This window comes from Niastella populi, from assembly GCF_002078015.1.
Classification (GTDB): Bacteria; Bacteroidota; Bacteroidia; order Chitinophagales; family Chitinophagaceae; genus Niastella; species Niastella populi.
Genome location: NZ_LWBP01000112.1, coordinates 124,992 through 149,909, shown reverse-complemented (window position 1 = coordinate 149,909; position 24,918 = coordinate 124,992). Strand labels below are relative to the sequence as shown.

General features: G+C 45.4%; 25 protein-coding genes. 13 read left to right on the top strand and 12 right to left on the bottom strand.

Features of this window, described 5'->3' with window-relative positions; genetic code table 11:
• Window positions 1-8: 8 nt before the first annotated feature.
• Window positions 9-947 carry a hypothetical protein gene (locus tag A4R26_RS11450; RefSeq protein ID WP_081163916.1) on the bottom strand — a complete coding sequence of 313 codons (939 nt, stop codon included), beginning with the start codon at window positions 945-947 and terminating at the stop codon, window positions 9-11.
• Between the two features lie 68 nt (window positions 948-1,015).
• On the opposite strand from A4R26_RS11450, the gene A4R26_RS11445 reads away from it, so the two are divergent.
• The 5 genes from A4R26_RS11445 (at window position 1,016) to A4R26_RS11425 (ending at window position 5,031) form a co-directional block, all read left to right on the top strand.
• Window positions 1,016-1,840 carry a sugar transferase gene (locus A4R26_RS11445; RefSeq protein ID WP_081163915.1) on the top strand — a complete coding sequence of 275 codons (825 nt, stop codon included), beginning with the start codon at window positions 1,016-1,018 and terminating at the stop codon, window positions 1,838-1,840.
• A 259-nt stretch (window positions 1,841-2,099) separates the two neighbouring features.
• Window positions 2,100-2,645 carry a YceD family protein gene (locus tag A4R26_RS11440; protein ID WP_081163914.1) on the top strand — a complete coding sequence of 182 codons (546 nt, stop codon included), beginning with the start codon at window positions 2,100-2,102 and terminating at the stop codon, window positions 2,643-2,645.
• A gap of 31 nt (window positions 2,646-2,676) precedes the next feature.
• Window positions 2,677-2,859 carry a 50S ribosomal protein L32 gene (rpmF, locus tag A4R26_RS11435; protein ID WP_081163913.1) on the top strand — a complete coding sequence of 61 codons (183 nt, stop codon included), beginning with the start codon at window positions 2,677-2,679 and terminating at the stop codon, window positions 2,857-2,859.
• Window positions 2,860-2,923: 64 nt separating this feature from the next.
• Window positions 2,924-3,871, top strand: coding sequence for a phosphate acyltransferase PlsX (gene plsX / locus A4R26_RS11430; RefSeq protein ID WP_081163912.1), 948 nt, complete (start codon window positions 2,924-2,926; stop codon window positions 3,869-3,871).
• 230 nt (window positions 3,872-4,101) lie between these two features.
• Window positions 4,102-5,031: a CPBP family intramembrane glutamic endopeptidase gene (locus A4R26_RS11425; protein ID WP_165760233.1), complete on the top strand. Its 930-nt coding sequence runs from the start codon at window positions 4,102-4,104 to the stop codon at window positions 5,029-5,031.
• Between the two features lie 10 nt (window positions 5,032-5,041).
• Here the strand turns inward: A4R26_RS11425 and A4R26_RS11420 are convergent, their stop codons facing one another.
• The 5 genes from A4R26_RS11420 to A4R26_RS11400 all read right to left on the bottom strand — a co-directional run bounded on the left by A4R26_RS11420 (window position 5,042) and on the right by A4R26_RS11400 (window position 9,810).
• Window positions 5,042-5,251, bottom strand: a complete 210-nt coding sequence (locus A4R26_RS11420) for a hypothetical protein (protein ID WP_081163910.1) — start codon at window positions 5,249-5,251, stop codon at window positions 5,042-5,044.
• 311 nt (window positions 5,252-5,562) lie between these two features.
• Window positions 5,563-5,787: a hypothetical protein gene (locus tag A4R26_RS11415; RefSeq protein WP_081163909.1), complete on the bottom strand. Its 225-nt coding sequence runs from the start codon at window positions 5,785-5,787 to the stop codon at window positions 5,563-5,565.
• 336 nt (window positions 5,788-6,123) lie between these two features.
• Entirely contained in the window at window positions 6,124-6,849 is a 726-nt protein-coding gene (locus A4R26_RS11410; RefSeq protein ID WP_081163908.1) for a DUF4397 domain-containing protein, read from the bottom strand.
• A 230-nt stretch (window positions 6,850-7,079) separates the two neighbouring features.
• Window positions 7,080-8,579 carry a DUF6600 domain-containing protein gene (locus A4R26_RS11405; protein WP_081163907.1) on the bottom strand — a complete coding sequence of 500 codons (1,500 nt, stop codon included), beginning with the start codon at window positions 8,577-8,579 and terminating at the stop codon, window positions 7,080-7,082.
• Between the two features lie 313 nt (window positions 8,580-8,892).
• Window positions 8,893-9,810 carry a polysaccharide deacetylase family protein gene (locus A4R26_RS11400; protein ID WP_242674885.1) on the bottom strand — a complete coding sequence of 306 codons (918 nt, stop codon included), beginning with the start codon at window positions 9,808-9,810 and terminating at the stop codon, window positions 8,893-8,895.
• Between the two features lie 430 nt (window positions 9,811-10,240).
• Here A4R26_RS11400 and A4R26_RS11395 point away from each other — a divergent pair, with 430 nt between their 5' ends.
• Entirely contained in the window at window positions 10,241-10,894 is a 654-nt protein-coding gene (locus tag A4R26_RS11395) for a J domain-containing protein (RefSeq protein ID WP_081163905.1), read from the top strand.
• A gap of 114 nt (window positions 10,895-11,008) precedes the next feature.
• Window positions 11,009-11,569, top strand: coding sequence for a thioredoxin family protein (locus A4R26_RS11390; RefSeq protein ID WP_081163904.1), 561 nt, complete (start codon window positions 11,009-11,011; stop codon window positions 11,567-11,569).
• 26 nt (window positions 11,570-11,595) lie between these two features.
• Here A4R26_RS11390 and A4R26_RS11385 read toward each other — a convergent pair whose 3' ends face one another.
• Window positions 11,596-12,198: a methyltransferase family protein gene (locus A4R26_RS11385; protein WP_081163903.1), complete on the bottom strand. Its 603-nt coding sequence runs from the start codon at window positions 12,196-12,198 to the stop codon at window positions 11,596-11,598.
• A 227-nt stretch (window positions 12,199-12,425) separates the two neighbouring features.
• On the opposite strand from A4R26_RS11385, the gene A4R26_RS11380 reads away from it, so the two are divergent.
• From A4R26_RS11380 to A4R26_RS11370, 3 genes are all read left to right on the top strand, one after another.
• Entirely contained in the window at window positions 12,426-14,312 is a 1,887-nt protein-coding gene (locus A4R26_RS11380; protein WP_081163902.1) for an ABC-F family ATP-binding cassette domain-containing protein, read from the top strand.
• A gap of 227 nt (window positions 14,313-14,539) precedes the next feature.
• Window positions 14,540-16,057 carry a M28 family peptidase gene (locus A4R26_RS11375; protein ID WP_081163901.1) on the top strand — a complete coding sequence of 506 codons (1,518 nt, stop codon included), beginning with the start codon at window positions 14,540-14,542 and terminating at the stop codon, window positions 16,055-16,057.
• Between the two features lie 220 nt (window positions 16,058-16,277).
• Window positions 16,278-17,096, top strand: coding sequence for a CHRD domain-containing protein (locus A4R26_RS11370; RefSeq protein ID WP_081163900.1), 819 nt, complete (start codon window positions 16,278-16,280; stop codon window positions 17,094-17,096).
• A 154-nt stretch (window positions 17,097-17,250) separates the two neighbouring features.
• Here the strand turns inward: A4R26_RS11370 and A4R26_RS11365 are convergent, their stop codons facing one another.
• From A4R26_RS11365 to A4R26_RS11350, 4 genes are all read right to left on the bottom strand, one after another.
• Window positions 17,251-18,201 carry a class I SAM-dependent methyltransferase gene (locus A4R26_RS11365; protein ID WP_081163899.1) on the bottom strand — a complete coding sequence of 317 codons (951 nt, stop codon included), beginning with the start codon at window positions 18,199-18,201 and terminating at the stop codon, window positions 17,251-17,253.
• Window positions 18,202-18,338: 137 nt separating this feature from the next.
• Window positions 18,339-19,541: an MDR family MFS transporter gene (locus A4R26_RS11360; RefSeq protein ID WP_081163898.1), complete on the bottom strand. Its 1,203-nt coding sequence runs from the start codon at window positions 19,539-19,541 to the stop codon at window positions 18,339-18,341.
• Between the two features lie 79 nt (window positions 19,542-19,620).
• The gene (locus A4R26_RS11355) at window positions 19,621-20,343 is read right to left on the bottom strand and encodes a DUF4197 domain-containing protein (RefSeq protein WP_081163938.1); all 723 of its coding nucleotides are present in this window, start codon (window positions 20,341-20,343) and stop codon (window positions 19,621-19,623) included.
• Window positions 20,344-20,411: 68 nt separating this feature from the next.
• Complete coding sequence (locus tag A4R26_RS11350; RefSeq protein WP_081163897.1) at window positions 20,412-20,849, bottom strand: acyl-CoA thioesterase; 438 nt, start codon at window positions 20,847-20,849, stop codon at window positions 20,412-20,414.
• Between the two features lie 80 nt (window positions 20,850-20,929).
• Here A4R26_RS11350 and A4R26_RS11345 point away from each other — a divergent pair, with 80 nt between their 5' ends.
• The 3 genes from A4R26_RS11345 to bamJ all read left to right on the top strand — a co-directional run bounded on the left by A4R26_RS11345 (window position 20,930) and on the right by bamJ (window position 22,938).
• On the top strand, window positions 20,930-21,265 hold the full coding sequence (locus tag A4R26_RS11345) for a hypothetical protein (protein ID WP_081163896.1): 336 nt from the start codon (window positions 20,930-20,932) through the stop codon (window positions 21,263-21,265).
• Window positions 21,266-21,537: 272 nt separating this feature from the next.
• Window positions 21,538-22,128: a thioredoxin family protein gene (locus A4R26_RS11340; protein ID WP_133054633.1), complete on the top strand. Its 591-nt coding sequence runs from the start codon at window positions 21,538-21,540 to the stop codon at window positions 22,126-22,128.
• A 78-nt stretch (window positions 22,129-22,206) separates the two neighbouring features.
• Entirely contained in the window at window positions 22,207-22,938 is a 732-nt protein-coding gene (gene bamJ, locus A4R26_RS11335) for a BamJ family beta-barrel-assembly machinery protein (RefSeq protein WP_081163894.1), read from the top strand.
• Window positions 22,939-22,995: 57 nt separating this feature from the next.
• On the opposite strand, the gene A4R26_RS11330 is transcribed toward bamJ, so the two are convergent.
• Window positions 22,996-24,795 carry a mucoidy inhibitor MuiA family protein gene (locus tag A4R26_RS11330; RefSeq protein ID WP_081163893.1) on the bottom strand — a complete coding sequence of 600 codons (1,800 nt, stop codon included), beginning with the start codon at window positions 24,793-24,795 and terminating at the stop codon, window positions 22,996-22,998.
• Between the last annotated feature and the right edge of the window lie 123 nt (window positions 24,796-24,918).

Below are 24,918 nucleotides of genomic sequence, written 5' to 3'. Positions count from 1 at the left end.
CTCATTCTTCATTTCACTCTTCCTTCGACATTCGACATTCTATATTCAATATTCATCTGTTCCGCCAGCTTTTTCTCCAGCGACCCGAGCACGCTCCTTTGAAAAAACGCAGGATTTGGTTTCGCAAAATGTTTGCCGGTACACAAACCCATTCTAACCCCATGATCATTGGTGCGGCATAACTGTTCTTTCTTTTTCCACCGGCGTGCGGTAATACGCATCAACAGCTCATCGAGGGCATTGCCCAGCCGGTTATTGAGCAGCCACTCCGCCGACCTTTTTACAAAACCCGGGCGGCTCAACAACATCGATTGCCGGCCCGGTTGTTGATTGGGGAAAAAATGGGTCGTCCAGTTATTTTGTCCATAAAAACGGCTCATAGTACCATTGCCACAAACCGGCAACAAGGTGACAAGCTCGGTAGCGGTAAAAATATTCTGCTCCCTTATCAGCATGGCCTCTTCATCGATATAATAGTTCATACAATACAAATGCTGATGGCCGGTAATAAATGTGAGCTTCTTGAACAAATGCATCAGTGTTCGCGCAATCCATAACCGGTTGGCGCGGGTAATAATAAAGAAATCGATATCGGTATCGTGACCGGCAAAGTTCTTCGATAACGAGCCGGAAATGCCAACTCCCCTTACAAAGGGAAACTGGTACAAAAAGCCGCCCACCCTGTATGCCGTTTTCAACATTGTTTCGGCCTTATGATTGCCAATGATCCTTCTGGTACATAATGCAGTATCGGCCTGTAATGAAAAAAAACGTCCCAAAAGGAAAATGCGTTTGTCTTCTACCAACTGAAATAGCGTTGCCATTACCACCTCCATTTCCAAGGGCTTATCGAGAAAATTATATATCTCCTCCTGTGTAAGCGGGTAATTAAAAATATCAAAATACGCTAATACTTTAATGATACTTTGTTCAGGATATACTGGCATGCAGTAAGTATTGTTGATTAAAGGCAACTGTATAAAATGATTGGCCGTATACTTGTATTAAGAATACTATGATTCCTGAAAAAAGGTTGCCTTTATTAAAAAGGACCGTCTTACGAAAATATGTTGATAACAAAAGGGGCTATTTCGTTTGCAAACGAATAGTAGATATATTGTTTGCAACGGCTGTCATAATAACCCTGTTAAGCTGGTTATTACCGGTGCTGGCTTTATTGATAAAGCTCACTTCAAAAGGCCCGGTTTTCTTTTTACAAAAACGTACCGGTCGTGGAGGCCGATCGTTTACCTGCTATAAATTACGTACGCTGGCTCATAACCCGGCAGCGCATACTAAGTACACAGCGATAGAAGAGGATTCAGTAACACCACTGGGGTGGTTCCTCAGGCAGTCGAACCTCGATGAACTGCCCCAGTTTTTTAATGTGCTGCTGGGGCACATGAGTGTTGTTGGTCCCCGCCCCCATATGCATTCCGATTGTAATGATTTTGCTGAAGTTATCGCCGGTTACAAACTCCGCAACCTGGTAAAACCCGGCATAACCGGTTTGGCCCAGGTAAAAGGCTTTCATGGGAAAGTCGTTAGCCGGGAATGCATTCTGAAAAGATTTGAATGGGATGCCTGGTATGTACAGCATGCCGGCATGCAGCTCGACGTATATATTATATATAGTACCGCCCTGCAGCTGGTCATGTTTCTGGTACGGGGCAAAAAAGGAAATGCGGCATCAGGGCTGCATTGCAACGAAGCAACCTGGCAACGAGGCAACGAGTTGAAAACCAAACCGGTTGAAAGTCACCAGCCGGTGATCCTGAAATCTACCTACACAAAGGTGGTTGCGCCAACCCGGAACAAAGAGCTGAAAACCAAAAACTAAGAACTGAGAACTAAGAACTATGAACTGTGAACTGAGAACTGTGAACTATGAACTATGAACTGTGAACTATGAACTGTGAACTATGAACTAAGAACCGGCAACCTGAAACTCACTCATTTATATTAATTTTACATCAAAATACGGGGCTCGCGGGCGGCATTTGGGTAACATAACGGCATTTTTTGCCATTTTTTTGTATTTAACATTACCTGTTTGCCTGAGAATCCCTACCTTTGCAAACTCTTTAAAAGGGTAGTTCATGAACAGCCGACGGAATTACGATATAGCTTTTGTAGGATTGAAACCGGGCACTCATGAGTTTGAATATACCATCGACGATAAGTTCTTTGTAGAATACCAGGAGCAGGACTTCCGGAACTGCACTGCACATGTAAAACTGACGCTGGATAAGCAAAACGGCTTTATGCTGCTGAAGTTTGAAGTGGGTGGTAAACTCGAAGTAACCTGCGATCGTTGCGGCAATAATTTGCCACTGGAATTGTGGGATGAGTTCAACCTCGTGGTTAAAATGGTTGACGAACCGGATGTAATGAACGAACAGGAAGAAGATCCTGATGTTTATTACATTTCAAAAGGCGAAAGCCATTTGCACACTGCCGACTGGATATATGAATTCATCAACCTGAGCATTCCAATGCAACGGATGTGTGCAGATGATGAAATGGGCGGTCCGCACTGTAATAAAGAAGTGTTGGAGATGCTAAAAAAACTCGAGGAGCAGAAACCATCCGTGAATCCTTTATGGAAAGGATTGGAGAAGTTTAAAGACCTGGAAGACAACTGATTATTTTATTTGACGTTATAAATTTGAGTGTATGCCTAATCCAAAACGGAGACATTCCCAACAACGGGGTGCTAAAAGAAGAACCCACTATAAGGCTGAGAAAGTAACTTTAAGCAAAGACAGCACAACTGGTGAAACGCACGTACGCCACCGCGCTCACGTGAGTGAAGGTAAATTATACTATAAAGGAAAAGTAGTATCAGAAAAGGCTTAATTATATTAAGCCCCTTTTTTTTATTTCCTTTATTATTATAATAAAATAAGCCTCGTTGCCGGAAATGACTATCTGTTTAGACATGATGGGCGGAGACTTTGCACCACTGGAAGCAGTAAAGGGCGTCCGCGATTACCTGACAGAAGCTGTAGATCCGGCTCTGTTGTTTTTAGTGGGCGATGAAGCGCAGATAAATCCATTACTGCAGCAACATCAGATACCGGCCGAAAAGGTTCGTGTTTTTCACGCCCCCCAGGTAATAGATTATAACGAATCTCCTACCAAAGCATTGAAAGAAAAGCAGCAATCATCTATTGCTGTGGGCTTTCACCTGCTGGCTACAGGAAAAGCGGGCGCATTTATAAGCGCCGGCAATACCGGAGCCATGCTTGTGGGCGCCATGTATAGTATTAAACCCATCGAAGGCGTTCAACGGCCTACCATTTCTACCATTATTCCTAAAGACAACGGTAACACCGGTTTATTGCTCGATGTTGGCCTCAACGCCGACTGCAAACCCGAGCACCTGAACCAGTTTGCCCTGTTGGGTTCCCTGTATGCAAAGCATATCCTGGGTATTGATAACCCGCGCGTTGCCTTATTGAATATTGGGGAAGAAGAAGGCAAGGGTAACCTGCTTGCTCAAAGCACCTACCCCCTGCTGAAAGAAAACAGCCAGATCAACTTTGTGGGCAATGTGGAAGGCCGCGATATCTTACTCGATAAAGCCGATGTAATGGTGTGCGACGGGTTTACCGGGAATGTGATCCTTAAAATGGCCGAGTCATTGTATGAGATCACCCACCGGAAAGAATTAAAACACGAGTACCTCGATCGTTTTAATTTTGAACTGTATGGCGGAACCCCGGTACTGGGCGTTGCCAAACCGGTTATTATCGGTCATGGTATTTCCCACGCCAAAGCCTTCAGCAATATGATCCATCTTGCACAAAAAATGATCGCCACCGACCTGATGGGTAAAATGAAAGCAAGCATAACGCCGAACGCATAACGCAGAAAAGGAATCCATCAACTAAATTATAAACGCCAGTCCCGGTCATTGCCAGGACTGGCGTTATTATTTTCGCATAAATCATTCTTAGTTCATAGTTCTCAGTTCATAGTTCTTAGTTCCGGCCAACAGGCTGGCAGAACAAATAATGCGGCATTTCACAGCCTGCCCCGATGAAGTCGGGGTTTCACGATTGCCGATTGCCGATTTCATTGTACTTTAGGATATCTATGAATGAGATCCTCGGTTATCTGCGCAACTACCTTCAAAGTATCAACCGCACCGTCTTCCTGCTCACTACCCTGCTCGTAGCCATAGCCATATTCTGTAATTATACCCTTGGCATAAACGCCGCCATCATATCCATACAATCATGGCCCCTACGAATACTGGGGTTCTTTGTGCTGTTCGGTTTTGTTTTTTCCATGGCCTGGCTACTGCAATTCCTGGTTGCCGCCGATACTATTCCCAACAACCGGTTCTTTTTTGTACTGTTGCTGGTTGCGCCGGCCATTTTCGCCATCAAGATCACTTTCGAAGAAGCATCGGGCTATATCACCCAGCACATTCCTGCTCCCTGGAACCGGTACTGGTACCGGGTGATCGACTGGCCTTTAAAGCTGGTGGTGACCGCCTCGCTGGTGATCGCCACCTGGCAATGGGGCCGGTTTGAAAAACCACTGGCCGGTTTACAAACCAAAGGCTTTAATATCAGGCCATATTTGCTTTTGCTCGCGGTTATGGTTCCCCTGATAGCATTTGCCGCCACGCGGAACGATTTTCTGCGCAAGTATCCCAGAGTGCAGCGTATCGATTTTATCGATCAGTACGTACAACATGCTTTTCCCTGGAAATTACTCTATGAGCTCTCCTATGGGATTGATTTCGTGACGATAGAACTTTTCTTTCGTGGATTTTTGGTGCTTGCGTTTGCCCGCTTTGCCGGAAAACATGCCATCTTACCGGTTGCGGCCTTCTACTGTTCCATACATTTTGGAAAGCCCCTTTTCGAATGCATAACCTCCTTTTTCGGTGGTATTATTCTTGGCGCTGTAGTCTATAATACGCGTAGTATCTGGGGAGGACTAATAGTACACCTCGGCATCGCCTGGCTCATGGAGCTGGCAGGATACCTGGGGCATATTTATAAAGGATTGTAAAGCACCCGAACTACAGTAAAAACAGGTTATTATTCTGCTTCATGTATGCACAGAAAGGATATTCACGTGCAATAGCATTTAAACGGGCTACTGTTTCTTCACTGGGAGGAACAGGCATTGCGTTATCAAGCAAAAGCCTTTCTGCTGTAGTGGTGTTCTCGAAGGTGTGGGTAGTAGTACTGCTGGTAGCATTTACCAATGTGAAAGTTTTCTTTTTCATGCGCCAAAATTTACAAGTAATGAAATAGATGTAATTAAACAGGCTTTCCAATGGATACGAACGCTACTTAAAAATCAGATTGGGCTCGTTCATATAGGCAAGAAAAAGAATCAGATCGTTGTCGTTAATTCAATGGCAAACGGGAAAAAGGAAAGAAAGGTGTTTTGAGAATTACTATCTGCTCAAAGATAGATCAAAAAATATTAGTACACCAGCTTTTAACAAAAAATCTCATCGCAATTTCAGGAAAAAAAGGGCCAATAGGGAAAAATACTTACACCCATTATTAACTAAATCGTATATAGATAAAATTATAATAGGTCGTGTAATTTGGCCTTAAAACACACACAAAACGGGTATTCCTGCCCGATGCGGTTCAGTTTTTCGATCAGTTCCTCCCCTGGTGGCGGAACAACGTTTTGTTGGGGATCGATAGCCGTGTTAAGCTTTCTTCTTTTGCTTCGGCGGGTAAGCTTCCTGGTAATAACCGGCAACTCCATTGAAGGAGAAAATATGGCTGCCTGTGATTTTTTCATACGTTCCAACTTTTTATAGTTATCAGATGGTGGCCCAATTTCAATAGGTAAATGCAAACCTGCACTATGTAAACCTGCTACGAACCAAACATCATAAAAACCAAAAAGTTCATTGGGTACAGTACCGGAAAGTAAATTGGGGTGAGACTTGACATTTCGATTACAAAATTCAAAAATCCGGCTGTAAAAAGGGTGTTTAAAAAGTTATCTAAAAATTAAATCTTTTTTGAATGCTATCCAAATAAAACCCATGTGTTAACCACAAAAAAAAATGCGTCCCGGCGACACCGTCAGGACGCATATTATAAAGTTGAACAACGTTGTTTGTACAATCGCTTAATCGGCAGCCTGCAGATAATCGAGCAATACTGCGTTGCTACCCGTTCCACCGGAAACTCCTTTTAAATACAATGTAAATGCATTACCGGCGCTCAGTGTTACAGAAGACAAAGAGGCAACTACAGAATCGGAATTGGCTTTCTTAACAACCACACTGTGCGTGTTGGGTGTTATTGAATTGAATTCATTGTAAAAGCTGCCCGCTGCATTGTCGGCATACTGACGGCTGGGATCAATAAGGTTGTTATCGAAATACAGATCTACCGCGCCTACATCGGGGCTCAGATGAAAAAAACGGTAAAACGATTTATCGGATGTTAAACTTCTGTAATCATCCTTGATACGTAATGCACCAACATGGGTTGGATCGGTATTGTACAATACGAGCGTATAATAACTTAATGAATCATAAAACGCCGATGAAAGGCTGGCTACCACACTATCGGAAGATGCCTTTTTAAAGGAGATGCCAAACGTACCGGGCTCGAGGGCTGAATAGCTGGGTGATACCATGCCATAACTGATAGCCGATGAAGCCTTGGTATTATCAAAATAAACTTCCACCGATGGTGCTCTCGGAGCCAGATGCAAAAGAGAAATGTACGTTTTAGGAGTGACTGTGGAATTTTGCGCCTCTTTCAAACAGCCACTTAACAAAACGGTTAAAAAAGACAGTGCTCCCAAAACCAAAAAAGCATTTTTTCTTACTTGCACAGTTTTCATTTTTTTGTTTACAAATATGATTGTCGTAGTTGATACTATTGGAATTGCAAATCGCTGTACATCCCGCACTCAGACTACAAATTTACCAATTAGTTTAGCCGGATACGATGATTTTCCGGCCTTTATGACAAATTCTCAATCAGGTACGTTGCACACACTTTTTATAATGCCTTACGGTAATGCAAAAAGAGCCTTTCGGCCCTTTTTGAAACTGAAAAAGTTGCATTTTATTATCCATTCCGGCGCCAGCCGCCCCTGCCCTGGCCCTTTTCTCCCCTATCGCCACCCTGCTGGGGCGACTGTTGGGCCTGAGGCTGAGGTTGTTGTGGTTGCCGCCCCCTGAATCCGCCAAATCCGCCACGGCCGGCCCCGATATCCCGGGGTTGGCTTTCCTGATCCTGGCCTCCACGCCGTTCAAATTGTGGCCGCTGTTGCCGTTCACGCATTACCCGTTCCTGCTGCTGGCGGCGTACTTCAAACTGGCGGCGATTATTGGCTTCGTTATTTCGCTCACGCATCATCCGTTCCTGCTGCTGGCGGCGTTCTTCAAACTGCCGCCGGTTATTGGCCTCGTTATTCCGTTCACGCATCATTCGCTCCTGTTGCTGGCGGCGGTCGTTAAACTGGCGACGGTTATTGGCCTCGTTATTTCGCTCACGCATTACCCGCTCCTGTTGCTGACGCCGTTCTTCAAACTGCCGCCGGTTATCAGCCTCGTTATTCCTTCCACGCATCATTTGTTCCTGTTGCTGGCGGCGGTCGTTAAACTGGCGACGGTTATTAGCATCGTTATTCCGTTCACGCATCATTCGCTCCTGTTGCTGGCGGCGATCCTGAAAACCGCGGCCATTATCACCCCTTCTTTCCATATTGTTATTGAAACGCCGGTTGCCATTCTCACCTCCGGGCCTGTTATCGGCCAGGTTATTACGTTGATCGCGGTTAAACCGTTCTACCCTGCCTGGCGCATACCGGTTATTATCGCGGTTTACCCGTGGCCGGTATACCGCCACTTCATTATTACGGAAACCGGTTCTGCCCGGCCTGCCGGCATCGCGAACAGAAGCAGACCTGATAGGCGACCGGCTGTACCGCTCCGCTTCGCGCCGGCCCGGTCCACCGGTTACAAAAACGTTGCGCTCGCGATGGTAATTGTTGATGATGGTGGTGTTGTTGATGATGGTTGTATTCCGTTGCACCCCTACACAATAGTCGTATATACGTGGCGAAGCAATGTATCGCCTGTCAACAAAACACCAGTAGTTGGAAGGCGGGTTATAGCGACCAAAAGAAAGGTTGACGCTAATACTGAATTGCGGCCCCAGCGGCGCCCAGCCGTAATAGTTACCTCCGGTTCGCCAGCAAACCCATGCGGGCGACCATTCATATCCCGGCATCCAAAGCCAGCCGTAATACTCGTCATAGAACCAGCGGCCATAGTGGAACGGCGCCCAGCCCCAATCGTAATTCGAAACCCACATCCACCCGTAATCATTGGTAAAAACCCAATGACCATTGGTGCTGTAAGGCCGGAACCCTGCTCCCAGATCAGGGCGCCAGACGTATCCGTATTCAGGATAATCGATCCAGTTTCCATATGGCTCCAGCTCGTTGTAGAACGTCTGGTATGAAACCTGCACCGATACCTGTGCAGCAGCCCTGTTCCGGGCGCCGCCAAACAATAATAACAATAGTATTATTGAAGTGCTGATGGTTGTGACTCGTTTCATTTAGGTGTGTTTAAGCATACACAATCGTGAAGAAAACTTACCTGCGGCCGGTTTCCTTCTTATATGGTAGATCGATTATTATGCCATTGAACAGCCACTTACACCTTTTAATAATACTTTATGTGAAGGAAGAACTAAATATATGGTTTAACAAAACGCTTGTGCAACTAAAGTCAATGTGCTAATTTGATAATGTGCTGATTTGCCAATGAAAAACAAAAGGCACAAAGAGTAAATCTTCATGCCTTTAGCTTATAGAAATTACAACAAATAAACTTAAAATACAAAAGTCGCTTAACCCGGTAACCGGTAACTAATAATAACCAAATCCCTGCCGCATCGATTTATACAATGCTGCGGGTTTCATGGCCGGAACAATGATACGGCGAATAGTGAACAATGGGTCCTTCTCATCGCGTGGCGCATACAACTGGAATGCGGCGATCATACCTCTCTTTTTCAACTCCGGGATCGCCTGCGGGTTCCACAAACCAAATGGATAAGCAAAGTATTTTACAGGCTTACCGGTAATCGCTTCCAGTTGCTTCGTGGGTTTTTCAATTTGAGTAGCCCAGTCATTGCCCTGGTACTTCTTAACATTGTGGTGGTCCCAGGTATGTGAAGCAATGGTATGTCCTTTATCGCTAAGATCTTTGATCTGTTCTTTGGTCATGTACCTTGGACGGCCAATTGAAACCGTCATAACGAAGAACACACCTTTGAAGTCATACTTATCCATGATGGGTTTGGCCACGGTATACTGGTCGAGGTCGGTATCATCGAAAGTAAGCATCACCGGTTTTGATGGTAACGGCGTTCCTTCGTTCAGATAAGCGTATAACTGATCGGGTAAAATAGTATGGTAACCGCTATCGGCCAGCATTTTCATTTGCTCTGCAAAAGAAGCAGGCGGAACAATATAAGCCTGGGCAGTTTTTGAATCGGTAGGTTTCCAGTCGCGGATCTGGTGATAACAAAGAATCGGTACTTCGGGCCGGCCCAGTATCGTTTTGGGATCAGCTACTTTTATGCCATCGACATCAGGCATTTTGACTGGTGCAGAAGTGGCGGATTTGTCGCCTTCTGTCTTATCATCGGAAGAAGTATTGCTTTTTACTTCAGCCGCTTTTGCTGAAGCATCCATACGGCAATTGGCAGCCATAAAACAGAAAAAAGCAATAACCAGGATAGCTATTAATTCAGGCTTCGAACGGAATGTGTGTGTTTTCATAGAACGCCGCAAACTTACGTAAAATAGGCAATGCATAAACGGACAAAACCGCTGTTTTGTTGTAAAATGTACGACCTGCAAGCCTTTTTTTTGCACATACCAGGTAAAGCGTATCGTCCTTCAGTATTTACCATAGATCACTACATATTTCCCCTAAAGCAAATTTCAGAAAATACTATTATCATATCCATGACGCGTATCATTAACATAAGTTAATTTGCAGCAAGGCGGAGCGTGAATCGTGAATCATTAATGGACTCGCGAAACGTGAAACGGCAAACGTGAAACCCCGACTCCATCGGGGCAGGCTGTGAAAGGACTCGAGGGCTTCGTTAATATTGTACAAACTGCGGCGCCAAAAATCGATTGCCGGTTGCCGACGTACGCCGCGCAGAGGTTTGCCGATTACCACTTAAGACCGTTTAGATCAATGAATCAGATAAAAGATTACTATAAAATACTGGAACTTCCCACCACCGCTTCCCATCAGGAGATCAAACGGTCTTTCCGGCGGCTGGCACAACAATATCACCCCGACAAGAACAGCGGCAGTCACCTGGCGGCGGCCCATTTTCGCGAAATTCATGAAGCCTACCAGGTATTGAGCGATCCCAAAAAACGCGAAGCCTACCACTACCAGCGCTGGTATGTACGCAGCACCGGTAAACCATTTGCCAGCGCTCCGCTTACCCCGGCCCACATTTTACAGGAATGCCGTATTCTTGAAAAATACGTTGCCTCCATGAATATTTTTCACATTCGCTTCGATGCCGTAAGCCTGCACATTCGCGAACTGTTAACCCCAAACGCCATTGGCATTTTGCACGAACGGAACGAAACAGCCATCAACCGCAGCATCATTGAAAGCTTGCTGACCTCAGCCCACCCCCTACCCAAAAAATACTTTATTCCCGTAGCAGAACTGTTACTACAACTGGCCGCCGGTGACACCGCCGCTCAATCGACCATCGAGCAGGAACTGGTAGCGAAAAAACAACGTCATGTGTGGGACAAATACAAATGGGTAGTGGTGGTGATAATTACCGCAACCATTTGCTGGCTGATGTACCGGTACGGGAAGTAATGTTATCTTTATTCAACTTTTATTCATTAAAATACCTGTAGCTGTTTTTAACCACCTGGCTGTAGTTAAAATAGCGCCGGGCTAATTTCAACAGTACATATTATCGATTGACATATGGCACGCACACCTTCTGTAATGATACCACTGGGCAAAAAAGCACCCGGTTTTACTTTGTACGATACGGTAAGCGGCAACAACCTTTCGCTGCAAAAACTGAAAGGAACAACGGGTACCGTCATCATGTTTATCTGCAATCACTGTCCGTTCGTAAAACATGTGAATGCACAGCTTGTACAACTGGGCAATGATTATAAAAACAAAGGCGTAAGTTTTATTGCCATCAGCTCCAATGACGTGGCCGGTTACCCGCAGGACGGCCCCGAACAAATGAAACTGGTTGCAGAAGAATTGAAGTATCCCTTCCCCTATTTATACGATGCTACACAGGATGTGGCCAAAGCATACCAGGCCGCCTGTACGCCCGACTTTTTTATTTTCGACGGAAACCTTTCGCTGGCTTATCGCGGACAACTCGATGATTCCCGGCCCGGTAATGAAAAACCGGTTACGGGCGCCGATATCCGAAATGCGCTTGACCACCTGGTGGCAGGCAAACCGGTACCGGAAGATCAAAAGCCGAGCATCGGTTGTAATATCAAGTGGCGGGAAAGCTAAGGAAATGAGTAATGAAAAAAGCTAAGCTATTTCCGTGGCATAAACCTGCCGGGGAATATCATAGGAACCCGTTGTTTGTATAAAACATATTGTTCGCCAAATTGTGTAACCAGCTTTTTTTCTTCCAGTCTGGCCCCCAATACCGTGTACAGGGTGATTACACAGCAGGCGAGTAAATTGTTCAGATAGGGAAAAACCAGGAACAGCGCCCAGATGAACAAGAGCGTGCCAAAATAAAGCGGATGGCGAACATAGCGGTGCAATCCGCCCTGCTCCAGCACAACCGGCGCCTGTTGTTTATAAAAAACGCTGATGCCGCTGAGTGAGAAAAAGTATTTCCTGATCACTACCACCATAATGGCCAACCCCGCCAGCACCGGCAGGCATAACAATAAATTTACCCAAACAGGCGCAACGTATAACAAACGGCTTTCCATGGTTATTTGAAAAACCAGTATGCCAATGAGGGTTAGCGCAGCAAATACAGAATAGGCAAAATGATAATATTTAAAACCTGCGCCCAGCCGGCGTTGCATAATGCGCTTCCACCAATTGGCGGCCAGCAGGCTATGCAAGAAGCCGAAAAGCAGCCATAGCACCACAAGGATCATATGGTTTATGATGAACATGCCTGATAGCTGTAAGTTACGTGCCGGAACGCAATTGACAAGGCCAAAGTTCAAAGCAACAGGCTGAAAGCCAAAAAGCGGAACGTTGAAAGCCCTTTATTGAAATTCAACAAATAATTGCTTTCGGCTTAACCGGTAACTGCCGGCAATTTGCAGGTAATCTTAAATTGAGGAAACCACAAACCATAAACAATAAACCGTAAACCATAAACAGCTAAATTTGCGCCATGCATTATGTATCCGTAGAAGCGCTCACGAAGTCGTTTGGCGTAAAACCATTGTTTGAGAATATTTCCTTTCATGTTGAAGAGGGTGACAAAGTTGCGCTGGTAGCCCGTAATGGCAGTGGCAAAAGTACCCTGTTACGAATACTTGCCGGAAAGGAAACGCCCGATAGCGGCACTTCATGGATCAATAAAGAAGTGACGGTAGCCCTGTTTGAGCAGGACCCCATGTTCGATGAAAGAGGTTCCATTGCCGATAATATCTTCTATCATAACCACCCGGTAATGAATGCCATCAGGGAATTTGAAGCCATCAGCGAAGAAGGCAATGCCGAAAAACTGGGAGCAGCCATTGTAAAAATGGATGAACTGGGCGCCTGGGATTTTGACGCCAAAGTAAAACAGATCCTGGGCAAGCTGAACATCCATCACCTGAACCAGGCGGTAAATACCCTTTCTGGCGGTCAGCGTAAACGGGTGGCCCTGGCCAAAACGCTTATCGATATCGGGTTCGAGCACAAACACGTGTTACTGATCATGGACGAACCTACCAACCACCTCGATATTGAAATGGTGGAGTGGCTCGAAAATTATCTCGATCAGCAAAACGTAACCCTGCTGCTGGTTACCCACGACCGCTATTTTCTCGATTCGGTATGTAATGAAATATGGGAACTCGACGGCAGCGAACTGTACGTTTACAAAGGCGATTATGAAAACTTCATAGAAAAGAAAGCGGCCCGCCAGGAAAGCGAAGCGGCATCTATAGAAAAAGCACGTAACACCTATCGCAAGGAACTGGAATGGATGCGTAAGCAGCCAAAGGCCCGTACCACCAAAAGCAAAAGCCGCCAGGACAATTTCTATAAAGTGGAGGCCAGGGCCAAACAGCGTTTGGAAGACAACCAGCTCGAGCTGCAGATGAAGATGAACCGCCTGGGCGGAAAAGTGATAGAGCTTAAAAAAGTATACAAAAGCTATGGTGAAAAACCGATCCTCAGAGGTTTTGATTACACTTTTAAGAAAGGCGAGCGTATTGGCGTAGTGGGTAAGAACGGGGTGGGCAAATCTACCTTCCTTAATATGCTGCAGGGCCTGGAAGCTGCTGATAGCGGTAAAATAAATATTGGCGAAACCGTAGTGTTTGGCAATTACAGCCAACAGGGCCTGGTGATCAAAGAAGATATGCGGGTGATCGAATTTGTAAAAAGTATGGCGGAAAGCTTTCCGCTCGCCAGTGGCGGAAGTTTGAGCGCCGCACAGTTCTTACAATTATTCCTGTTTCCACCGGAACAACAATATACCTACATCTCCAAACTAAGCGGTGGAGAAAAAAGAAGGTTGCACTTATTATCCATTCTTTTCCGCAACCCGAACTTCCTGATCCTCGATGAGCCTACCAACGACCTCGACCTGCCTACCCTCGGGGTGCTGGAGAATTTCCTGAGCGAATACCCGGGCTGTTTACTGATCGTTTCGCACGACCGGTATTTTATGGACCGCCTGGTTGATCACTTATTCGTATTTGAAGGCGAAGGCGTGGTACGCGATTTCCCCGGTAACTACTCGCAATACCGGATATGGTTAAAGGAAAAAGAAGAAGAAGAAAAAACAGAGGTGAAGACCGAAAAGCCGGAAGTAAAGGCCGCTGCCACGGCAAAAGAGCCTGAAAAGCGGAAAATGTCGTACAAGGAAAAACGCGAGTTTGAACAATTGCAACAGGATATTGCCAACCTCGAAAAGGAAAAGCAAACCGTTACCGAGCAATTGAACAGCGGTTCACTGCCCTTCGATCAGTTACAGCAATTATCGGTTCGCATAAGCGAGATCACCAACCTGCTCGATGAAAAAGAATTAAGATGGCTGGAACTTAGTGAAATTGAAGCATAGTACCTAAAGTAATGTCATTCATCTATAAACGCCGTTATAGGGCACAGGTTGCAGGTTACAGGAACAGGTAAAACAGCATCCGGCTTCGCTGGTTTCTTCTGTAACCCGGAACTTGTAACCTGAAACAACCCGATGCGCCCATTGCCCATTGACTATCGCCACTCAACAATCAATTTCCGAAAAAACATCCAACTCCCCTATTTTTGAACTCCAACAAAAAACACACTATGAGAAGGATGCTCCTGGTAATGGCTTTGACTGGCGCTACAGCGGTCTCGGCACAAAAAATTGCCGACCCAAAGCCATTTGCCGCCACCATCACCCCCGACGATCTTAAGAAACACCTGTACATTGTAGCAGGCGCAGAAATGCAGGGCCGCGAAACCGCCAGCGAAGGACAACGTAAAGCAGCTGCTTATATTGAAAACCAGTTTAAAACATTGGGACTGCTGCCCGGCAATAAAGACAACTTTCAGGCCGGCTTCCCGGTATACCAGGATTCATTGATAAGTTCTTTTATAGAGGTGAATGGTAAACGTTTCGACGGAACAAAAGATTTCCTCATCAACCTCAGCCAGGCCAACACCAGCACCATAATGAGCAGTGAAGTTGTTTTTGCAGGTTATGGTGTCAGCGACAGTACCCGCAACGACTATAAAGACATCGACGTGCAGGGAAAAATTGTGCTGGTGATGCAAAGTGCAACCAGTTCGTCGGGCGGCAATAGCGTTCGTGTTCGAACCAGCCCGTTTATGATCATGAGAGATGCGCAAAAGAACGGGGCCGCAGCCGTTTTACTGGTGCCAGGCACGGTTATGCGCCGCGGTGCGCCGCTCGCTAAGGGCCCGCTTTACCAGGAAGCGTACAAAAAGAATATTCTTCCCAATACATACCTCATCACGGAAGACGTTGCCAGGGCCATTATGGGCGCCGAATTCGAAGCTGCGAAAGAAGCTATAAAGAATGGAAACCCGCAGCCCAAAACCTACCAGGCCGATGTAAAGCTCGATTTCAAAAAGAGTGTGAACGAGCTCAACAGCACCAATGTGATCGGTTATCTTGAAGGCAGCGATAAAAAAGACGAGTACGTTTTTATTACAGCACATTACGACCACCTTGGCAAACGCGGTGATTCAGTGATCTATTATGGCGCCGATGACGATGGTTCAGGAACCGTAAGCATACTGGAACTGGCAGAAGCATTCGTTAAAGCAAAAGCCGCCGGCAAAGGCCCGCGCCGCTCCATCGTATTTATGACCGTTTCAGGAGAAGAAAAAGGTTTATGGGGTTCGGAATATTATAGCGATCATCCGCTGTTCCCACTCGAAAAAACAACCGTTGACCTCAACATCGATATGATCGGCCGTACTGATCCCAAACGTAAGGGCGACAGCTCAAATTATGTGTATGTGGTGGGCGACGATAAGCTCAGCTCTGATCTGCGCCCCATCAGCGAGGCCATGAATAAAAAATACACGAAGCTGGAACTGGATTATAAATACAATGCACCCAATGACCCCGAGCGTATTTATTTTCGCAGCGACCATTACAATTTTGCGCGCAAAGGAGTGCCCATTATCTTCTATTTCAATGGTACACACAAAGATTATCATCAGCCCAGCGATACACCCGATAAGATCGATTATAAACAAATGGCAAAAAGGGCACAATTGGTATTTTATACCGCCTGGGAAATGGCCAACCGCAACGAGATGCTGAAAAGAGATATTCCACTCACTAAATAAGTAATAAGTAATAAGTTGTAAGTAATAAGTTTAAGGTTTAAGGTCTAAGTTTAAGCCCGTTCTGGTTGAGCCGGAACGGGCTTTTTTGCTTTATTGAAGAACCTGCTACTTACAACTTATTACTTAAAACTTATTACTTAAAACTTACAACTACCTGAAGCAACCTGCTCTTCACCCGGCTCGTATACCTTATTACAAAAGCTTATTTAAAACAATATATATGAAACGATTACTGCCCGCACAGGTAGCAGGAATGCTATTGCTTGCTGCTGTGTTTCAAAGTTGTGAGCACGATAAAGACGATGGTCCTTCTACCGTAAAGAAATGGAATGTCGACATAAAAGCCATCTATGAAGTTCCTGCGCCTGCAGGCCGAAATGAAGAAGGGGAAGCCACCATAGAACTGCTTGCCGACAACTCCCTGAAGTTCGATCTGCACATTCACAACCTGTCGGCCAGCGATAACCTCACCAATGCACATATTCACAATGGCAACGCCGGCACATCGGGCGGCATTCTTATACCCTTCAATCCTACGTTCAACGGGGCCCGGTCGAGCGGCAGGGTAACCGGGCTACGGCAGGGACAGATAGATTCATTACTGGGTTATCCCGTGTATGTAAATGTACATAGCAAAGAAGCACCGGCCGGACTGGTACGCGGACAGCTTGATAAAAAGATCGTATATGCCCAAGATATCATATTGCTGGGAACAAATGAGGTGCCGCCGGTTACCACTACCGCAACCGGCAAAGCCATCTTACGGCTTACCGGTGACAAAGTACTGTATTCAGTAGTTACGGTTAGCGATCTGGAAAGCAACGATACACTAACGGCAGCCCACATACACCCGGGCGCCACCGGAACCAATGGCTCACCGCTTATTTTCCTTTGTAATAATCTGAGTGATTTTGGCGTGGTGAAGGTGTCTGCCCCGCTCACAGATGCCAATTATAACCAGCTTTTAAATGATCCCATGTATGTAAATGCACATTCACGCCGTCATGGGCCGGGGCTGGTAAGAGGGCAGATCAGGTAATGTGCTAATTAGCTGATGTGATAATGTGATAATGCTTCACGATCGTGTAGTTCCTATAAAATCGAAGCTCACGCGAAAGCGTATAGCCAGCCTGTATTCAATTAGCAGATTAGCAAATTTGTCTTTTAATTCACCATGATCACTTCACCTCAATTCATCCTTTCTTCAACTTGAAACAATACCTGAACAGCTTTCCCTCGAAATCAAATGGCGTGGTGGCCCTGGTGATATCTTTTATCTCAGGCGTATCGATATTGCCTTTATCAAGCTCAAACTTGCGGTAATTAGTACTGAAATAGATCACGCCGCCGGGGGCCAGTGCCTGCAATGTTTTATTCAGCAGTCCGGCATGATCGCGTTGAATGTCGAGAAAATCTTTCATCCGTTTGCTGTTGCTGAATGTGGGCGGGTCCATAACCACCAGGTCGAACGAAGCGGGTGCAAGTTGATCGAGGTATTGTTTAACATCGGCATGAACATAGTGATGTTTCTTTTCATCAAAGAAATCATTCAGCCGCATATTTTCTTCAGCCCATTGTAAATAGGTTTTCGACAGGTCAACAGATGTTACGCCGGCGGCGCCGCCAGCAGCGGCATATACCGAAAAGGAACCGGTATAACAGAACAGGTTCAACACCCGTTTTCCTTTTGCTTCGTCACGCACCATACCGCGCGTAATGCGGTGATCGAGAAAAAGACCGGTATCGAGGTAATCGCTCAGGTTCACTTTAAATTTCAGCCCTGCTTCCTCTACAATAAAGTTAGCGCCTTCCGTACCAACGCGCTGATACTGCCCCAGCCTGCCGGGTTTGCGTTGCCTTTCTTTGATGTAAACATTTTCAACAGGCATTTCAAGCACATCGCAGATCAGCACAATGCATTCTTCCAGCCAGGCTTCATGTTCAGCTTCCGCCATTTCAAATTTCCGTTTGTATTCTGCCAGGTATAAATTATCGCCATAACGCTCAATACAAAGGGCAAATTCAGGAAGATCATGGTCATAGATCCGGTAACAGGCAATACCCTGCCGCCTGGCCTGTTTGCCAACATGCCGGTACACTTTTGTGAGCCGGTTACGAAACATTTCGAACTTTTCGGGAGACATGGGAGCAAATGTAGTTGAAAAGTTGACTCGTTGACTGGTTCACGAGGGAACAACATCAAAACCCAATAACTCAACAACTGAATAACTGAGAATAACTGAACAACTCAACAACTCAACAACTGAATAACTGAACAACTTTATCCCTCCAGTTTCTTTTTCAACCAAAAAAAACCTGCTGCCGTTGCAAAACTCATGGCCCCCAATGCCCACCACAACGCCGTAAACCCGGCACGTTCGGCCAGTTGCGATGCAAGGAAGGGGCCAGCCGTTTGTGCAATTGACCAGGCTATGGTATATAAACCGGCGTATTCGCCCCGGTTGTGATCGGCGCTGCGGGAGGTCCAGAAAGTGTTCATAAACGGCAGCACCAGTATTTCACCCATTGTCATAACAATTATCATCAGCAGGGCCATTATATGATCGATGTGAAAGATATTCAGCATTAAATAGGCAATGCCTACCAGCATGGTGCCCCTGATAATATAAAATAAACTTGACCGCCGGTTCTCCAGCTTGAATACCAGCACCATTTCAATTACGGCTATCATGATCCCATTTACCGCACCAATCAATCCAATGAACTGTTCATTGAAATGAAGCACTATTTTATAATAGGCATTGAGGTTAGTAAACAATTGAAAAAAGCAGGTGGCAAATAAGATGGTAAGCAAAATAAACCACAGGTATATTTTATCGCGGTAAGCAGAATGCAACGGATCTTTAACGGTTTCTTCCTTAACGGGCTTTGCCTGTTTCGATGGACGTAACAAATATACCAGCAGCAAAGCCGCCATAATATTGGTGGCGCCATCTACCCAAAACAATAACTGATAACTGCGGGCAGCCAGCACACCGCCAAGCGCGCTCCCTACCGCCCAGCCGAGGTTGATTGCCAGCCGGTGAAGGGCATACGAACGGGTACGGGTATTATCTTTACTATACGCCACAATGGCCGTTGAATTGGCCGGCCTGAATGCTTCATTTACCAGGCTAAGCAAATAGGTGAATAAACAGATGAGAGGAAATGACTGCATTTGCCCCAGCACCATGAACAGCACGCCGCCACCCAGCAGTGCAATAAGCTGCACCGGATAGTAACCTATACGATCGGTGAGTTTGCCGCCGAGGAATGCACCGGTTACCGCACCAAGACCAAACAAGGCCATAACAACCCCCGCCATACCAATACTGTATCCTTTCGAGGCGGTGAGGTAAATGGTCATGAACGGCAATACCATGGTGCCGCTGCGGTTTACCAACATAATAAACGACAGCCACCATGTTGATGGGGACAATCCACTATAAGCATTCTTATACAGGGAAAGCGTTCTGGAGATCATGTGACTGATATATTATAAAAAAAACATCCCGACAGGTCGGGATGCAATTTATAATAAATCTCCAAGCAGACGAGGGAAACTAACTACCAAAAACTTTTTTCAGGATATCAGAAACACGGGCGGCAGGATCTTTACGGATCTTTTGCTCTTCCTGTGCTACCTGATAAAACATACCGCTCAATGATTTTTCGGTAACATAACCGGCAAGATCAGGATTTATCTTATTGAAAGTAGTTGGCAGTTTATTGTATGCATCGAATACCGTTTTCCAGTAAGATGTGGCTGATGTTTTTTGTAACGCGGTATCAATTACCGGACGGAATGCAGAAGTGAGCGCAGCTACAGTTTTACCGCGAAGATAACCGGTTGCAGCCGTGTCGCTTCCTTTAAGAATGTTCAGTGCATCGGTGATGCTCATACTGGTGATCGCATTCACAAAAATAGGAGCTGCAGATTTACTGGCTTCTTCAGCAGCACGGTTCATTGATAAAATAGCATTGTCAACTAGTTTGCCCATACCGGCAGTGCGTAACGCTGTTTCTACTTTCTTTGCTTCGGGCGGCATCAATACTTTAATGGCGGCATTCGCAAAAAAACCATCTACCGACGATAATTTATTGGCGCTGTTCGTTGCACCAACAGACAATGCTTCTTTTAATCCGGATACAATTTCATCGTTGGTCAATGAGGTTTTGCCAGACGTAGCCTTATTGAGCACACTGCCCGCCTTCTTCAAAAAGCCGCCTTGTGCAAATGTGGTAACACTGGTAAACAGTAACAGAGGTAAAACTATTCGTTTCATAGAGATATTCATTAAATAATTCAGCTAAAGTAACGTGTTAAATGGTAAAAAGTTGTTAAGCCACCCTGTTATTTATCCCACACAAACTGTTCAGCCTTAGGCATTTTCTCAAATACATGCGTCACAGTATCGGGCGGAATGGTGAGTTTGCGCTGCACCAAGTCCATCCACGCGCCATCAACGGTAATAATGGCAGCAACTTCATCGCCGTTTTTCGTAATGCGATGTTGTATGGTCCATCGCGAATGATCGGGCCGCGCTTTAAACAGCTCAACATCGATGGCTATTTTGTCACCCATCTTTATCTCCCGTTTAAACAAACATTCCTCGCGGAAAATAATTGGTCCGAACTGGTGTTTCAGCATAAATGCCGGTGTTAAGCCATGCTCTCCTAAAAAAGAGATGCGCGCGTACGCCCCGAAATCATAATATACGGAATGCCGTAAATGAAAGTTGGGGTCCAGATCAGACCAGCGAATTTCCAAAGGTTTAATATATGCACTCATAAAATATGTTAAAATTGAAGACTGTAAAATTAGCCAGTTACCGGTATTATTAGTATTTTTTCAGTATCTAATCAGCATTTGTGCGATCATTACCTGCCTTCATATGCCTTACCGTCTTTTTTGCCCTTCAATATGGCAAACTGGCAAGCTATTGGCAGTGCCGTTTTGCCTCCCTATACACCTCTACGCGGTGCGATTGCGTTCAACAATTACTCGATAAAGATGCCAACAGCTCACAACTTCCTTCGGCCACGTTAAAAGAAAAAACAGTTGAGATCACGCTGTTCCATGAACAGATACAACAATGGCAATCACCTGCCATTCCTTTAACACATGAAATGGCTTATACCGGTATAATACCTGCCATTCATACCGCCACGATATTTCAACCTCCCCGGTTTTCGCCCAACGCTTAACGCACCATACATACTATAAACTCAACTGAACTGCGTAGCATTTGCGTTATGCATCAATTTGCCATTATGCAAGCTCATTGCTATGCGTAATGCGAAGCCCTGCGCCCTCTGCGCTGTATTACGCCGCATTCTGTATTGCATTTCGCGTTAAGCATTCTGCGTTCAGCGTTTCAGGTATCATTTATAACCACACTTAATTTAAATTTATGTACGCCATCCATATAACCATTACAGTTATCTTTTTACATTTAATTAACGCCTGTTCCCCAAATATGTTTGCTCACCAAACCAAACCGGTGAATATAGAAGCCACCGACAAAAAAGGCAACCTGATATTACTTGGCAAAACAACCCGTGAACGGCTGTCGCAGGCGCCATTCGATAGCTGGTACAATAAAAATTATGAGTCTTATATCGTTGACAGCAATATAGCCGCTCAGGTAAAACCATTGCTCGGCAATAAACATTTCCTGGTATTTATGGGCACCTGGTGTGGCGATAGCCGGCGCGAAGTGCCGCGTATGTACAGGATCCTCGATTATTGCCAGGTTAAGCCGTCGCAAATACAGCTTATTAATGTGAGCAACAGCGATACGGCATATAAGCAAAGCCCCGGGCATGAAGAACAGGGTTTGAACATTCGCCGCGTGCCTACCCTGCTGATCTTTGAGGGCCGGCGCGAGGTGGGCCGCGTAGTAGAATCGCCCGTAACCTCGCTCGAAAAGGACATGCTGGCCATCGTATCGGGGCAGCCTTACGAGCATCGTTACAAACTTCCCGGAAAAAATATGGCCGATACCACCCGGTTACAGCCAGCCGCCTTGTTGCGCAAGACCGGTAAAGCCGGCCCCGGCCGGCAATAAACCAGCGGTGAATTCGTTTCTTTCACTTACTGGTGAATTCAATCCATTCACTTACTTTTGGTGCCTAAAATATATTTAATGAAAAAATATGTGCTGTTGGCTTTAGCCGGTTTACCAGCCACTGTAATGCTGGCCCAGGCTCCAGCTAAAAAAAAGCCGGTTGCAGCTGCTCCTAAGAAAACTACCACCGCAGCACCTGCTGCGCCCGTTTTGAAAAATTCAGCTGATTCATTTAGTTATGCCATTGGCTTAAGCATCGCGAGTTTTTACAAAGCCCAGGGTATAAGCAATATAAACAACGCGTTAGTACTGAAAGCGCTTTCCGATGCTAAAGTTGACAAACCCCTGCTGAACGAAACGCAGGTGAATAACTGCATCGTAAACTACATGCAGAACGCCCGCAACGCCAAAGCAGGTCCCAACAAAAAAGCCGGAGAAGCTTTCCTAGCAGAAAATAAAAAGAAACCCGGAATCATTACACTGGCCAGCGGCCTGCAATACAAAGTGGAGAAAGAAGGTACCGGCGCCAAACCAAAGCTGGAAGACATGGTGAAAGTGCACTACCACGGCACCCTGATCGACGGTACTGTATTCGATAGCTCGGTAGAACGCGGTCAACCCATTAATCTGGCATTGAAAAACGTAATTCCCGGTTGGACCGAAGCGTTACAGTTAATGCCTGTTGGCAGCAAATGGAAACTGTTCATTCCTTCCGACCTGGCATATGGCGATAATCCTGCCGGACCAACCATTAAAGAAGGCTCAACGCTGATCTTTGATGTAGAACTGATTGACATCATTACTCAATAGTTTGTATCAATAAAAATCTAAGTGTGCCACGTTTTGGAAACGTGGCACACTTTACTTTTACAGGTTTATCGTTTTATCTTTCGGGTATTTCACGCTGTAGCTCACGCGATATTTCTTTATTTCTCCGGGCGCCAGCTGCGCCTTCCAGGTTAAAATCCCGGTTTCCGCATTTACGGTTGCGCCGTCATGCTGCAGTAGTTCCACTTCAATGTCTTTATTCGTTGATACCGGGTATTGATCCTGGATCTCCATTTGCACCGCTTCTTTCTTGTTGTTGCGAACCGTTATTTCAAACGTCAGGGTTTGCTTTTTGTTAGCGCCCAGGAATTTCACGCTGCTGAAATCAGCCAGCCTGTCGCGGTTTACCACTACCCTTTTATCGCGGCCCAGCGTAAGGTTGAGCGTATCCTGTACAGAGCTCGCATCGATATTTGTTTTACCTATATAGGTGCCTTCAAAAATAATATTGGCCAAACCCGGCAACAGGTTCAATGCTTCCCAGTCAACTATTTCACCCATCAGGTAGGCATCCTTATCGAGGCGCGGAGCGCTGTAATATTTATATTGTGCCGGTATTTTAAAATCTTTCAGGTTAACGTTCTGTTCTTTTCCGTTAGATGGTACATCGTAAGGCAGATCGATATCGAATACTACATTCAGCAGATTGTCTTTTACATCAACATAATCTCCTAACTCTTTCAGAGTTACCACTACAGCCCCGCCTGATGCCCGGCTCCCATATATTGCTGAAGCCTGATTGTCTTTTAAGACGTTGGTTGATTTAATAGCACGGCGATCAATTTTTTTGAACTCCTCTTTACTAATAATGTTTCCATTTACCACATATACCGGTTCTATTGCCTTCTCCTTTTCCTCGTCCCTATTTGATGTTGTGCCATAACCTGATACCACTACTTCACTTAATGCAGGTGAAGGCGCTGCTGCTACTCCGGCAATCCTGTTACTGTAATAGGGAGCCACATAATTTCCTGCATTTACAAATGCAAGATACCAGGCCTTTACCTCAGGTGCATTATTATGTTGTGAAGGAATAGAAGTAGACAATGACAGTTTCACATTATCCCAGTCAATGCCTGTGATCTGCGTCAATTTCGCTTTATAGGCCAATGCAACCGGTTTAGTGATATTCTCCACCCGAAGATCATAAGCAGGGTTCCAGCTGGCAGAAGGCGTTACATACGAGATATTGAAATCATACTGGCCGGCTATGGGACAATACAACTGCAGCATCAGTTTACCAATGGTCTTATAATTCTTTTGCTCTTCTTCTTTTATCTGCTGGTTTATTTTAGCGGTAATGGCGTGAAGCTTTTTTTCTTTTTCCTTATACCGGCTGATCTCGTTCTGCAACTCCAGCGTTTTGGTTTTATAGTACTCCATCATTTTGGTAAGCTCGGCCACACTCACCCCGGTTTGATCGCCCCGTATTTCCTTGTTGGCTTTTAACAGATCGAGCAACTCCTGGTCGGTCTTTAATATAACCTGTATCCTGTTTATTTCATCATTAACGGAATCCAGCGAATCTTCCAGCTTTTTTACAATGGGCAGCTTTTGCTCGGGCCGTAAAAAATTAGTGGAAAACTCAACCGACAAAATGGTTACGTTGCCATTACTGCCTATTTGCAAACTATTGACATCTATCCTGTTGCTGATATTATCTATCACCAGTTCATTATTGCCCCGGCTTAACGTGGCTTTTGCCGTGTGGGTCAGTTCGGCGCCAACGCGGTACACCATGGCCGATTTCAATACCGAGCTAACGATATTCTTTTCATCGCCGGCAAACACACCTGCAGCCATTGACAGGGCTATCAATAAAATAAAAGTACGTTTCATGTAATATAGTTTGGTGAGTGATTTAGTAGTAGATGCAGGTTTTTATGGAATTACATAAAGTTGAAAAGTTGATATAGTTGAAAGAGTTGATAAAGGATTTCTGTTGTATAGAATGAACAAATG